We start from the raw sequence: 13,477 nt of genomic DNA, 5'->3' as shown, positions 1-13,477 counted from the left end.
ACGCCTGTAGGAGCAGGCTTGCCTGCGATGAGGCCCGCCCAGGCAACCTCATCGCAGCGCCCGGCACCGGCACCGCCGGTGATCGCCGGCAAGCCGGCGCCTACAGGGTTCGGCTTTGCTGCATGTGCCTGGCCCGCCACCCCGCCACCAGCGAAGGCCCCAGCGCCACCAACGCCGAGCCCAACACCACGGTCACCGCCCCCACATACCCCAGCGCATTGATCTGTTCAGCCTGCACGTAGTCCGGCCACACCCAGGCCGCAACCGCCACCGCAACAAAGGTCACCAACGGCGTCAGCGCCAGGGTGGCACTGACCCGCGACGCCTCCCAGTGCGCCAGCGCCTCTGCAAAGGCGCCATAGGCCACCAGGGTGTTCAGGCAACAGGCCAGCAGCAGCCAGCCCTGCAGCGGGCTCAACTGCAAGGCCTCGAGCGGGTGCACCCAGGGCGTCAGCAGCAAGGCGCAGCCGAGGTAAATCACCATCATCACCTGCTGCGAATTCCACACCGTCAGCAGCTGCTTCTGGCTCAGTGCATAGAGCACCCAGATGCTGGTGGCCAGCACGATGGTCAGCACCCCGGTGGTGTACACCCCCATCGAGGTCAACAGCTCTTCCAGGCGCTGGTTGAAGAACAACCCGAAGCCCGCCAGCAACACCAGCAGGCCAACGCCCTGGCCCAGGCTGAAGCGCTCCTTGAACACGAACACACTGGCCACCAGCAGCAATACCGGCCCCAGTTGCACCACCAATTGTGCAGTGCCGGGGCTGAGCAGCTTGAGGCCGACCAGGTACAGCACGTAGTTACCCAAAAGCCCGAGGATGGCCACTGCCACCAGGCCCTTGCCCTTGCGGCTCAGACGCGCGGGTGACGGCAAGCGGCGGTTGGCCGCCAGCCACACGAACAGCAGGCTGCCGGAGACGCTCAGGCGGTACCAGGTGACGGTCACCGGGTCCATCACCTGCAGCACCTGTTTCAGCTTGATCGGCAGGATGCCCCACAGCAGCGCGGTCAACAGGGCGAGCAGCAGGCCGAACAGCCAACGGCCGGAAGTGATGTGCATGGTGTCCTCGATACAGGCCCGGGGTGGGGGTAACTGAATTCTAAGGGGTTGCAGCGGTGTGGCGGGGATTGGTTGCGGGAAAAGAATTCATCGGGTCATTCCGGCAGGGCATGGCACGCATTATGGCTGCGATCCTGCAAGAGCGACGCGCACCCTGTAGGAGCGGCCTTGTGCCGCGATGGGCTGCGTAGCAGCCCCAAGATCCTAGCATCATGCAAGATTGCCGGGGCTGCTATGCAGCCCATCGCGGCACAAGGCCGCCCCTACTGCGATACGGCTACTTCTTGTGTTTGGCAAACGCCGCCTCCAGCGCCTGGTTGATGGTGCGCAGCACCTTCACCCGCGCCCAGCGCTTGTCGTTGGCCTCCACCAGGGTCCACGGCGCGATCTCGGTGCTGGTACGGTCGACCATGTCACCCACCGCCTCGCTGTACACATCCCACTTGTCGCGGTTGCGCCAGTCCTCTTCGGTGATCTTGTAGCGCTTGAACGGGATCTGCTCGCGCTCCTCGAAGCGCTCCAGCTGGGTCTGCTGGTCGATCGCCAGCCAGAACTTCACCACCACCACGCCGGCATTGCGCAGCTGTTCCTCGAAGTCGTTGATCTCGCCATAAGCACGCATCCAGTCAGCCGGGCTGCAAAAGCCCTCGACCCGCTCCACCAGCACCCGGCCATACCAGGAGCGGTCGAAGATGGTGAACTTGCCGCGCGCCGGGATATGCCGCCAAAAACGCCACAGGTATGGCTGCGCGCGTTCTTCTTCAGTTGGCGCAGCAATCGGCACGATACGGTACTGGCGCGGGTCCAGCGCCGCCGCCACCCGGCGGATCGCCCCGCCCTTGCCGGCCGCATCATTGCCCTCGAACACCGCCACCAGCGCATGCCGGGCCATGTGCTTGTTGCGCAGCAACCCGGCCAGGCGCGCCTGCTCGGTCACCAACTGCTCTTCGTAATCGTGTTTGTCCAGGCGCAGGGTCATGTCCAGCGCGCCGAGCAAGCTCTTGTCGTCGATGCTGCGGCCCAGCGGCGCCACGTTGCCCTCGTGCTTGCGCGGCTGGTTGCCCAGCGCCGCCTGCAGGCTCTCGAGCAGGATGCGCCCCACCGCCAGGCTGCGGTAGTGCGGGTCAACCCCCTCGACCACATGCCAAGGCGCATAGTCGCGGCTGGTGCGGCGCAGCACCCGTTCGCCAAAGCGCACGAAGCGGTCGTAGGTTTCCGACTGCTGCCAGTCCAGCGGGCTGATGCGCCAGTTGTGCAGCGGGTCGTGCTTGAGCGCCTTGAGCCGCGCTTTCATCTGCTTTTTCGAAAGATGGAACCAGAACTTGATGATCAGCGCGCCTTCATCGCACAGCATCTGTTCCAGGCGCTCGGCACCGACGATGGCCTGGTCCAGTACGGCGTCCTTGAACTCGCCGTGCACCCGGCCTTCGAGCATCTGGCTGTACCAGTTGCCGAAGAACACGCCCATGCGCCCCTTCGGCGGCAGTGCGCGCCAGTAGCGCCAGGCCGGCGGGCGGGCGAGTTCTTCATCGGTTTGCTGGTCGAAGGTGCGCACCTCGATCAGGCGCGGGTCCATCCATTCGTTAAGCAGCTTGACCGTCTCGCCCTTGCCGGCGCCTTCGATGCCGTTTATCAGCACGATCACCGGGAAACGCGCCTGCTGCTTGAGCTCGTATTGCGCTTCGAGCAGCGCCTCGCGCAAGGCTGGCACCTCGGCGTCGTAGGTTTCCTTGTCGATGCTGTGACCGATTTCTGCGGATTCGAACATGCCTGGCTCCTTCAATGGATAAGCAAGACTAGCGGATTGTGCGTTGTCTGTACCGGCCCCATCGCCGGCTTGCCGGCGATGGGGCCATATGCCGTAAAATTCGCCATCCGCCGCAACCGAGCCAACCATGTCCCGCCACCACGAACACGCCCAGATCGACTGGGACGACCAGGGCCGCCCCCACTCGCGCCAATACGACGACGTCTACTTCGCCAAGGAAGAGGGCCTGGACGAAACCCTGTATGTGTTCATCGAGCAGAACCAGCTGCGCCAGCGCTTCAGCGCCCTGGCCGCGCACGACTGCCTGGTGATCGGCGAAACCGGCTTTGGCACCGGCATGAACTTCTTCTGCGCCTGGCAGTTGTTCGCCGAACTGGCCCACCCCGAGGCGCGCCTGCATTTCGTCAGCGTCGAAAAATACCCGCTGACCCGCGACGACCTCGCCCGCGCCATGCAGTTGTGGCCGCACCTGGCCGCCTACACCCAGCCGCTGCTGGCGCAGTACGTGGCCATCCACCCGGGCTTTCAGCAGTTCAGCCTGGACGGCGGCCGGGTCACCCTGACGCTGATGATCGGCGACGCCCTGGAGCAATTGCCGCAACTCGACGCGCGTATCGACGCCTGGTTTCTCGACGGTTTCGCCCCGGCCAAGAACCCCGACATGTGGACACCCGAGCTGTTCACCCAGCTGGCACGCCTGTCGCACCCCGGCACCACCCTGGGCACCTTCACCACCACCGGCTGGGTACGCCGCTCGCTGATCGATGCCGGCTTCACCATGAAAAAGGTGCCGGGCCTGGGCAAAAAGTGGGAGGTGATGCACGGCCTGTTCACTCGCAGCCCTGCCCCCCTGCCCGCCCCCTGGTACGCCCGCCCGGCGGCCCAGCCCGGCCCGCGCCAGGCACTGGTGATCGGCGCAGGCCTGGCCGGCAGCGCCACGGCGGCCAGCCTTGCCACACGCGGCTGGCAGGTCAGTGTGCTGGAGCGCCATGACGGCCCGGCCCGGGAAGCCTCGGGCAACCCGCAAGGCGTGCTGTACCTCAAGCTCTCGGCCCACGGCACTGCGCTTTCGCAGATGATCCTGGCCGGCTTCGGCTACACCCGCCGCTGGCTCGAGCGCCTGCAGCGCGGGCACGACTGGGACGGCTGCGGCGTATTGCAACTGGCCTTCGACGACAAGGAAGCCGCGCGCCAGGGCAAGCTGGCCGAGGCGTTCGACAGCAGCCTGCTGCACGTGCTGGCGCAGGAGCAGGCCGAGGCACTGGCCGGCGTAGCCCTGCCCGCTGGCGGCCTGTTCTACCCCGAAGGCGGCTGGGTGCACCCGCCGGCGCTGTGCCAGGCACAACTGAACCACCCACGCATCACCTTGCTGAGCCACGCCAACGTGCTGGAGCTGCGCAAGGCCGATGGCCTGTGGCAGGCCTGGGACGGTGAACGGCTGCTGGCCAGCGCGCCGCTGGTGGTGCTGGCCGGCGCCGCCGAAGTGCGCAACTTCGCCGCCTGCGCGGAGCTTGCGCTCAAGCCCATCCGCGGGCAGATCACCCGCCTGCCGGCCACCGAAGCCAGCCGCGCACTGCGCACCGTGGTGTGCGCCGAAGGCTACGTGGCGCCGCCCCGGGGCGACGAGCACACCCTGGGCGCCAGCTTCGACTTCCACAGCCAGAGCACCACCCCCACCGCTGCCGAGCACCAGGGCAACCTGGCGCTGCTGGAGGAAATCTCCCCAGATCTGGCCACGCGCCTGGGCGCCGCCGACCTCGACCCGGCACAACTCGAAGGCCGCGCGGCGTTCCGTTGCACCAGCCCGGACTACCTACCCGTCGTCGGGCCGTTGGCGGACGCGCAAGGGTTCGCCGAGGCCTACGCGGTGCTGGGCAAGGATGCACGGCAGGTGCCGCAGGTGGAGTGCCCGTGGCTGGAAGGGTTGTACGTGAACAGTGGGCATGGCTCGCGCGGGCTGATCACCGCGCCGCTATGCGGCGAGCTCATTGCAGCCTGGGTCAGCGGCGAGCCGTTGCCGGTGCCCCGCGCAGTCGCCGAGGCCTGCCACCCCAACCGCTTTGCCCTGCGCCGCTTGATCCGCGGCAAGTGACGACTCCCTGTAGGAGATTACCCAGCCCTGCGGGCTGCGCTGTCGCGCAGAGAACTGGGCACGAGCCCGCCGCGGCCCCTGTGTGAGCGGGCTTGCCCGCGAAGCAGGCGACGCGGTGTCTGGCACCGGCTTCGCCGGTGTTCGCGGTGGTCCGGCATCCCGGTAAACCAGCTCCCACAGGACCCTGCCAAATCAATGAGTTGTGTTTTGTTCTATGAGAGCCGGCTTGCCGGCGATCACCGGCGCAGCCGGTGCCATCCACCGCGTCGCCTGCATCGCGGGCAAGCCCGCTCCCACAGGATCATGCCAAGCCCAACTCCAGCGCCGGCTCCAACAGGGCTACCGCCCGCCCCATATAACAGAATGATCTAAAACTCTCACAACCCACACCGGTCCTTTCCTAAGTGCCTGCATTTGCGGGCACCCTCCCCAACGGAAAAACCGGTAAGGACCTATGTGCGGATTAGCAGGAGAGTTACGTTTCACCCCCATCGACCAAGCCCCTCGCCCGGCGGACCTCGCCGCGGTGGAGCGCATCACCCACCATCTGGCGCCCCGCGGCCCGGATGCCTGGGGCTTCCATAGCCAGGGCCCGATCGCCCTCGGCCACCGCCGTCTGAAAATCATGGACCTGTCCGATGGCTCGGCGCAGCCCATGGTCGACAACAACCTGGGCCTGTCGCTGGCCTTCAACGGCGCCATCTACAACTTCCCGGAGCTGCGCCAAGAGCTGCAAGCCATGGGCTACAGCTTCTGGTCCGACGGCGACACCGAAGTGCTGCTCAAGGGCTACCACGCCTGGGGCGCAGCGCTGCTGCCCAAGCTCAACGGCATGTTCGCCCTGGCCATCTGGGAGCGCGACAACCAGCGCCTGTTCCTGGCCCGCGACCGCCTGGGCGTCAAGCCTTTGTACCTGTCGCGCAACGGCGAGCGCCTGCGCTTTGCCTCGACGCTGCCAGCGCTGCTCAAGGGCGGCGACATTGACCCGGTGATCGACCCGGTGGCGCTCAACCACTACCTCAATTTCCACGCCGTGGTGCCCGCCCCGCGTACCTTGCTGGCCAACGTGCAAAAGCTCGAGCCCGGCACCTGGATGCGCGTCGACCGCCACGGTGAAGTCGAACGCCAGACCTGGTGGCAACTGCACTACGGCCCCCATGCCGACGAGCAGGAGCTTGACCTCGAAGGCTGGACGTCACGCGTACTCGACGCCACCCGCGACGCCGTGGCGATCCGCCAGCGCGCGGCGGTGGATGTCGGCGTGCTGTTGTCTGGCGGCGTTGACTCCAGCCTGCTGGTGGGCCTGCTGCGTGAAGTGGGGGTGGATGACCTGTCGACCTTCTCCATCGGCTTCGAAGATGCCGGCGGCGAGCGCGGCGACGAGTTCCAGTATTCCGACCTGATCGCCAGGCACTACGGCACCCGCCACCACCAGTTGCGCATCGCCGAGCACGAAATCATCGACCAGTTGCCGGCCGCGTTCCGCGCCATGAGCGAGCCGATGGTCAGCCACGACTGCATCGCCTTCTACCTGCTGTCACGCGAGGTGGCCAAGCACTGCAAGGGCGTGCAGAGCGGCCAGGGCGCCGACGAATTGTTTGCCGGTTACCACTGGTACCCGAAGGTGGACGGTGCCGAGGATGCCTTTGGCGCCTACCGTGACGCCTTCTTCGACCGCAGCCACGCCGAGTACCGCGACACAGTGCAGGCGCCATGGCTGCTGGAGACCGACGCCGCCGGCGACTTCGTTCGCGAACACTTCGCCCGCCCCGGCGCGCCGGATGCGGTGGACAAGGCCCTGCGCCTGGACAGCACGGTGATGCTGGTGGACGACCCGGTCAAGCGGGTCGACAACATGACCATGGCCTGGGGCCTGGAGGCGCGCACGCCGTTCCTCGACTACCGCCTGGTGGAGCTGTCGGCGCGTATTCCGGCACGCTTCAAGCTGCCCGACGGCGGCAAGCAGGTACTCAAGCAGGCCGCGCGCCGGGTCATCCCCCACGAGGTGATCGACCGCAAGAAGGGCTACTTCCCGGTGCCTGGGCTCAAGCACCTGGAAGGTGCCACGCTGGGCTGGGTGCGCGACCTGCTGACCGACCCCAGCCAGGACCGCGGCCTGTTCAACCCGGCGATGCTCGACCGCCTGCTGAGCAACCCCCACGGCCAACTCACCCCGCTGCGCGGCTCCAAGCTGTGGCAGCTGGCGGCCCTGAACCTGTGGCTCAGCGAACAAGGAATCTGATCGATGAAAGCCCACGAAATCGCCTACGGCCAGCGCCTGTTGCGCGGCCAGGCGCCGTCCTACGAGCGCCTGCAGGCGCGCCTGGCCGGTGACGGCAGCGAGCCCCACGACCAACCGCGCGCGGTGCACTGCGGCTGGGGCCGGCTGCTGATCGGGCACACCTACCCGGACCCGGTGAGCCTGGCCGAAGCGCTGCTGGAGGAGCGCGCCGGCGAACGTGACATCGCCCTGTACGTGGCCGCGCCGCAGCAGGTGCTGGCCCATGCGCCCCAGCAGCTGTTTCTCGACCCCTCCGACACCCTGCGCCTGTGGTTCACCGACTACCGCCCGGCGCAGCGGGTGTTCCGCGGGTTTCGCATTCGCCGGGCACAAACCGCTGCCGACTGGCAGGCGATCAACACCCTGTACCAGGCCCGCGGCATGCTGCCGATCGACCCCGAGCTGCTGACCCCGCGCCACCTCGGTGGCCCGGTGTACTGGCTGGCCGAGGATGAAGACAGCAATGCGGTGATCGGCAGCGTCATGGGCCTGAACCACAGCAAGGCCTTCGACGACCCCGAGCACGGCTGCAGCCTGTGGTGCCTGGCAGTGGACCCGCACTGCACCCGCCCAGGCGTTGGCGAGGTGCTGGTGCGCCACCTGATCGAGCACTTCATGAGCCGCGAGCTGGCCTGCCTCGACCTGTCGGTGCTACACGACAACCGCCAGGCCAAGCGTTTGTACAAGAAGCTCGGCTTTCGCAACCTGCCCACCTTCGCGGTCAAGCGCAAGAACGGCATCAACCAGCCGCTGTTCCTCGGGCCGGGCCCGGAAGCCGAGCTCAACCCCTACGCACGGATCATCGTCGACGAGGCCCTGCGCCGGGGCATCGACGTACAGGTGGACGATGCCGGCGCTGGCCTGTTCACCCTGAGCCTGGGCGGGCGGCGCATCCGCTGCCGCGAGTCGCTTAGCGACCTTACCAGCGCGGTGACCATGACCCTGTGCCAGGACAAACGCCTGACCCGCAAGGTGCTGCACCAGGCCGGGCTGCAGGTGCCGGCGCAGCAGTTGGCGGGCAATGCCGACGACAACCTGGCGTTTCTCGACGAGCACCGTGCAGTGGTGGTCAAGCCGGTGGATGGCGAGCAGGGCCAGGGCGTGGCGGTGAATTTGACCGACATCGACGATGTCGGCCATGCGGTGGAGCAGGCCCGGCGCTTCGACAGCCGGGTGCTGCTGGAAAGCTTCCACGCAGGCTTTGATCTGCGCGTGGTGGTGATCGGCTACGAGGTGGTGGCTGCAGCCATCCGCCACCCGGCGCAGGTGGTGGGCGATGGCAAGCACAGCATCCGCGCCTTGATCGAGGCGCAGAGCCGCCGACGCATGGCCGCCACTGGCGGCGAAAGCCGCATACCGCTGGATGACGAGACCGAACGTACGCTCAAGGGCGTGGGCCTGGGCTATGACGATGTATTGCCCGCCGGCCAGCGCCTGGCCGTGCGGCGTACCGCCAACCTGCACACCGGCGGCACCCTGGAAGACGTCACCGAGCGCCTGCACCCGGTGCTGGCCGACGCTGCCGTGCGCGCTGCAAGGGCGCTGGAAATCCCGGTGGTGGGGCTGGACTTCATGGTCCGCGATGCCGAGCACCCGGACTACGTGATCATCGAGGCCAACGAGCGCGCGGGGCTGGCCAACCATGAGCCGCAGCCGACGGCAGAGCGGTTTGTCGATTTGCTGTTTCCCCATAGCCGGGCATTGGCGTCATAACTGACGGCCTCTTCGCGGGTAAACCCGCTCCCACAGCGAACTGCACAGGCCAGAGGGCAGCACATCACCTGTGGGAGCGGGTTTACCCGCGAAGAGGCCAGCACAGAAAACGAGGAACCTCCATGTCTGAACGACTCCCCGAACCCGACCTCGACTACCTCAAACGCGTGCTGCTGGAAATGCTCGCCATCCCCAGCCCCACCGGCTTCACCGACACCATCGTACGCTACGTCGCCGAACGCCTGGACGAGATCGGTATCCCCTTCGAGCTGACCCGCCGCGGTACCATTCGCGCCACCCTCAAAGGCCGCCAGAGCTCGCCCGACCGCGCCGTGTCCGCCCACCTCGACACCATCGGCGCCAGCGTGCGCCAGTTGCAGGACAACGGCCGCCTGGCTCTGGCCGCAGTAGGCTGCTGGTCGAGCCGCTTCGCCGAAGGCAGCCGGGTCAGCGTGTTCACCGACACCGGCGTGTACCGCGGCAGCGTGCTGCCGCTGATGGCCAGCGGACATGCCTTCAACACCGCCATCGACCAGATGCCGATCAGTTGGGAACACGTCGAGGTACGCCTGGACGCCTACTGCACCACCCGCGCCGACTGCGAGGCACTGGGCATTGCCATCGGTGATTTCGTCGCCTTCGACCCGCTGCCGGAGTTCACCGAAAGCGGCCACATCAGCGCCCGTCACCTGGACGACAAGGCCGGCGTCGCCGCCCTGTTGGCAGCCTTGAAAGCGGTGGTGGAAAGCGGCCGGCAACCTTTGATCGACTGCCACCCGCTGTTCACCATCACCGAAGAGACCGGCTCCGGCGCTGCGGCCGCCCTGCCCTGGGATGTCAGCGAGTTCGTCGGCATCGACATCGCCCCGGTGGCCCCAGGCCAGGCCTCCAGCGAGCATGCGGTGAGCGTGGCCATGCAGGACTCGTCCGGCCCCTACGACTACCACCTGTCACGCCACCTGCTGAAGCTGGCCGGTGACCAGGACCTGCCGGTGCGCCGCGACCTGTTCCGCTACTACTTCAGCGACGCCCATTCAGCGGTGACCGCCGGGCACGATATCCGCACCGCGCTGGTAGCCTTCGGTTGCGATGCCACCCATGGCTACGAGCGCACCCATATCGACAGCCTGGCGGCGCTGAGCCGCCTGCTCAGTGCCTACCTGCTGAGCCCGCCGGTATTTGCCAGCGACTCGCACCCGGCCAATGCCTCGCTGGAGCGCTTCAGCCACCAGCTGGAGCACGATGCACAAATGGAGAGCGACACCCGGGTGCCTGCGGTGGACAGCCTGGTGGGCAACAAGGGCTGATGGCCGGTTTTTGTTTTTTGAGGTCGGGTACGGCCTCTGTGGGAAGCGGCCTTGCCGGGCCGCATCCCACAAGGGTCACGCTGCTACCTCGCTTGCCCGCAATAGGGCCCGCCACGTAGCATGCCCGTCTTACATCAAGGCCCATGACCATGCTGATCCCCCACGACCAACTCGAAGCCGAAACCCTCACCCGCCTGATCGAGGACTTCGTCACCCGCGACGGCACTGACAACGGCGACGACACCCCTCTAGAAACCCGTGTACTGCGGGTGCGCCAGGCGCTGGCCAGGGGGCAGGCGTTCATTCTGTTCGACCTGGAAAGCCAGCAATGCCAGCTGCTGGCCCGCCACGATGTACCGCGCGAGTTGCTGGAGTAACGTTACGGCAACGTTGACCGGGCGTGGGAGCGGGCTTGCCCCGCGATGAGGCCCCGCCACGCAACCTCAAACCTGAACCTTCAAGCGCTCCTGTTCGCGAATCCGCTTGTATACCTCGACCCGGTGCACAGGCACATGGCGCGGGGCGTCGATCCCCAAGCGCACCTGGCCGTTCTCCACCGCCACCACCTGAACCCGAATGTCATCGTTGATGACGATCACCTCGCCCACTTCGCGTCCGACCACCAGCATGTTCCGATCCTCCATTAACCGGGAAAACCGGAGCCTGCGCCCTGCCACTTCCTCCACTCAATGCTTCACTCGGAAAATAGAAGCAGCCTACACCTGCAAGTAATTATTCCTACAAAACTGGATCAGTCCGCCGTCTTGCGTGCCTTGGCGCGCATCTTCACCGCCATGTCGGCCATCTCGTCATACAGCCGCTCGGGCGCCTGGCACTTGAGCTGCCAGGCCTGGCGCCCGGCTTCATGGGGCAGGATCAGAAACTCGCCGGCCGCCACCTGGGCGTAAATGTGCTCGGCAATATCCGCGGCGCTGATCGGCGAGCCCTCGAGCAGCTTGCCCACTTGCGCCTTCATCGCCGGGTTGGGGCCACGGAACGAGTCGAGCAGGTTGGTCTGGAAGAACGACGGGCACACCACATGCACCGCCACCTCCACCTGGCGCAGTTCCACCAGCAGGCTTTCCGACAGCGCCAGCACCCCGGCCTTGGCCACGTTGTAGTTGCTCATGCCGGGGCCCTGCATCAGTGCGGCCATCGAGGCGATGTTGATGATCCGCCCGCGGCTGCGCTCAAGCTGCGGCAGGAAGGCCTTGCAGCCCTTGACCACCCCCATCAGGTTGACCGCGATCTGCCAGTCCCAGTCTTCCAGCGACAGCTCGGCGAAGAACCCGCCCGAGGCCACCCCGGCGTTGTTGACGATCACATCGCAGCCGCCGAACTTCTCTTCACAGGCCTGGGCCAGAGCGGTCAGCTGGCTGTAGTCGCGCACATCGCAGCGTTGGGTGAAACCGTCACCACCGGCCGCTCGCACCAGCGCCAGGGTTTCGCGCAGGCCGGCCTCGTTGACGTCGGCCAGGGCCAGGCGCCAGCCATCGCGTGCCCAGCGCAGGGCGATCTCGCGGCCAAGGCCGGAACCGGCGCCGGTGATCATCATTCGGTTATGCATGGTGTGAAGCCCAGGTCAGTGGAAGTAGGCTGGAGTCTAGCCAGAAGCGCAGGTGCAAAGGGGCGGCATCAGGTGAGTGAATATCGGGCTATGCGGGCGCGGGTGCCGTTACGCCTGCACCGGCCTCATCGCCGGCAAGCCGGCTCCTACAGGGGAGCACCTGGGCAGCGGGTGCCCGCTTTGCAAGCAAGGCATCGGCCACACATCAAACGGAATCTTTGCCCGTGCTCACCAGTCGGAACTGTAAGCGGCCAGATTCGACCAGGCCCTTGCCCCATAACCACACAAGGATTCCACCATGACCACGATCCTCATCATCATCCTCATCCTGCTGCTGATCGGTGGCTTACCGGTCTTCCCTCACTCCCGCGCCTGGGGCTATGGCCCGTCCGGTATCGTCGGCGTGGTGCTGGTGATCCTGCTGGTGCTGGTGTTGTTGGGGCACATATGACCTGAGGCTCAGGGCCGCGGCAGGCCGATGCGCTGGTCGCAACGCACCCGGCGCAGCAGCTCGTCGCGGTCCAGTGGCAGCGCCAGGTAATCACCCTGGGCGCTCTGGCAACCCATGCCGAGCAAGGCCAGGTGCTGCTCGGCACTGCGCACGCCAACCACGGTCAGGCGCTGCTCAAGGGCTGTGGCCAGGCCCAGGCAGTTCTGTACCACAGCAAGGCAACGGGCCTCGCCGGGCAGGCCGTCGATAAAACGTTCGGCCAGCTTGATGCGGGTGAACGGCAGTTGGCACAGCAATTGGCTGCCGGCCTGATCGCTGCCGAACTCGGCCAGGCTCAACTCGCAGCCCAGCGCACGCAGGCGCAACAGGTTCTCCAGCTCCAGTACGGTGATGTGGTACAGGCTGCGCCCGGTCAGTTCGAAGCACAGCTGACGCTGGTCGAAGCACTGGCGGCGCAACAGGGCGCGAATGCGCAGCACCAGCGAGCGGTCGAGCAGTTGCGGGCCATGCAGGCGCAAGGTGATCGGCAGCCGGCGCCCTTCGGCCTGCAGTTCGCGATACAGCCCCAGGCCCTGTTCGAGCATGTGCAGGACCAGCTCATCCAGCGCGCCGCAACGCTCCACCGCAGCCAGGAATATTTCCGGGGCCAGCACGCCCATCAGTGGGTGCTGCCAATGCGGCACCAGGTCCACACCGGTGATGCGACCGTCACGCAGGTCGAAGGTCGGCAGGTAGAAGGCCGTGAACTGGCCCTCGCGCAGGCCGACACGCACTTGCTCTTCGCCTGACCATACCTGGCTCGGGCGCCGCGCAGCAGGGTATTCGGGCACAGGGTGGCTGAGCCACTGGCGCAGTGTTTCCACCGGCAGCGGGTGCTCGAGGTCGCCCATGTAGCGCATGCCAAGGCGCTCGACCAGTTGCTGCACGCCACGGCGCATGCTCGGCCCGAGGCTGCGGGTCAACAGCACCGCCGCTGCCAGCCGCGCCTTGCCCACCTGGTGCAGGAATTCCAGGGCATCCATACCATCGCCGGGATCACCCAGCAGCGGGCAGACGACCAGATCGACCCGGCCGCAGAGTTGCAAGCGCGCCAGCCCCTCGCCGACATCAAGCGCCTGAAACACTTCCCGGCACCCCAGAAAACCAAAGGTTTTCACCGCGATGGCGCGATGAAAAGCGTGAGCCTCGATCACCAGCACCCGCAACCCGAACGACTCCATCCCTCTCTCCTCACG

At 66.6% G+C, this 13,477-nt stretch carries 11 protein-coding genes; 6 read left to right on the top strand and 5 right to left on the bottom strand.

The window, feature by feature from the left end; all coding sequences use genetic code 11:
* Positions 1-100: 100 nt before the first annotated feature.
* Positions 101-1,063: a DMT family transporter gene (locus KSS93_RS10275; RefSeq protein ID WP_217888179.1), complete on the bottom strand. Its 963-nt coding sequence runs from the start codon at positions 1,061-1,063 to the stop codon at positions 101-103.
* 277 nt (positions 1,064-1,340) lie between these two features.
* Positions 1,341-2,831: a polyphosphate:AMP phosphotransferase gene (gene pap / locus KSS93_RS10270; RefSeq protein ID WP_217888178.1), complete on the bottom strand. Its 1,491-nt coding sequence runs from the start codon at positions 2,829-2,831 to the stop codon at positions 1,341-1,343.
* 127 nt (positions 2,832-2,958) lie between these two features.
* Here pap and mnmC point away from each other — a divergent pair, with 127 nt between their 5' ends.
* The 5 genes from mnmC (at position 2,959) to KSS93_RS10245 (ending at position 10,601) form a co-directional block, all read left to right on the top strand.
* The gene (gene mnmC, locus KSS93_RS10265; protein ID WP_217888177.1) at positions 2,959-4,923 is read left to right on the top strand and encodes a bifunctional tRNA (5-methylaminomethyl-2-thiouridine)(34)-methyltransferase MnmC2/FAD-dependent 5-carboxymethylaminomethyl-2-thiouridine(34) oxidoreductase MnmC1; all 1,965 of its coding nucleotides are present in this window, start codon (positions 2,959-2,961) and stop codon (positions 4,921-4,923) included.
* 454 nt (positions 4,924-5,377) lie between these two features.
* Entirely contained in the window at positions 5,378-7,165 is a 1,788-nt protein-coding gene (locus KSS93_RS10260; protein ID WP_217888176.1) for an N-acetylglutaminylglutamine amidotransferase, read from the top strand.
* A 3-nt stretch (positions 7,166-7,168) separates the two neighbouring features.
* A complete protein-coding gene (gene ngg, locus KSS93_RS10255; RefSeq protein ID WP_217888175.1) occupies positions 7,169-8,917 on the top strand; it encodes an N-acetylglutaminylglutamine synthetase in 1,749 nt (582 codons plus the stop codon).
* A 122-nt stretch (positions 8,918-9,039) separates the two neighbouring features.
* Positions 9,040-10,224 (top strand): osmoprotectant NAGGN system M42 family peptidase, encoded by a 1,185-nt coding sequence (locus tag KSS93_RS10250; RefSeq protein WP_217888174.1) that lies wholly within the window; start codon positions 9,040-9,042, stop codon positions 10,222-10,224.
* 149 nt (positions 10,225-10,373) lie between these two features.
* Entirely contained in the window at positions 10,374-10,601 is a 228-nt protein-coding gene (locus KSS93_RS10245) for a YheU family protein (RefSeq protein WP_217843535.1), read from the top strand.
* 66 nt (positions 10,602-10,667) lie between these two features.
* On the opposite strand, the gene csrA is transcribed toward KSS93_RS10245, so the two are convergent.
* Both csrA and KSS93_RS10235 read right to left on the bottom strand, forming a co-directional pair.
* Positions 10,668-10,853: a carbon storage regulator CsrA gene (csrA, locus tag KSS93_RS10240; RefSeq protein WP_217888173.1), complete on the bottom strand. Its 186-nt coding sequence runs from the start codon at positions 10,851-10,853 to the stop codon at positions 10,668-10,670.
* Between the two features lie 122 nt (positions 10,854-10,975).
* Positions 10,976-11,791, bottom strand: coding sequence for an SDR family oxidoreductase (locus KSS93_RS10235; RefSeq protein WP_217888172.1), 816 nt, complete (start codon positions 11,789-11,791; stop codon positions 10,976-10,978).
* 298 nt (positions 11,792-12,089) lie between these two features.
* On the opposite strand from KSS93_RS10235, the gene KSS93_RS10230 reads away from it, so the two are divergent.
* Complete coding sequence (locus KSS93_RS10230; protein ID WP_186655795.1) at positions 12,090-12,242, top strand: DUF3309 family protein; 153 nt, start codon at positions 12,090-12,092, stop codon at positions 12,240-12,242.
* A gap of 8 nt (positions 12,243-12,250) precedes the next feature.
* On the opposite strand, the gene KSS93_RS10225 is transcribed toward KSS93_RS10230, so the two are convergent.
* A complete protein-coding gene (locus tag KSS93_RS10225; protein ID WP_217888171.1) occupies positions 12,251-13,462 on the bottom strand; it encodes an EAL domain-containing response regulator in 1,212 nt (403 codons plus the stop codon).
* Positions 13,463-13,477: the final 15 nt, after the last annotated feature.

It is taken from the genome of Pseudomonas xanthosomatis, assembly GCF_019139835.1.
GTDB lineage: Bacteria > Pseudomonadota > Gammaproteobacteria > Pseudomonadales > Pseudomonadaceae > Aquipseudomonas > Aquipseudomonas fakonensis.
Note: the sequence above shows the minus strand (reverse complement) of the source record. Positions and strands in the feature narration are given on the sequence as shown.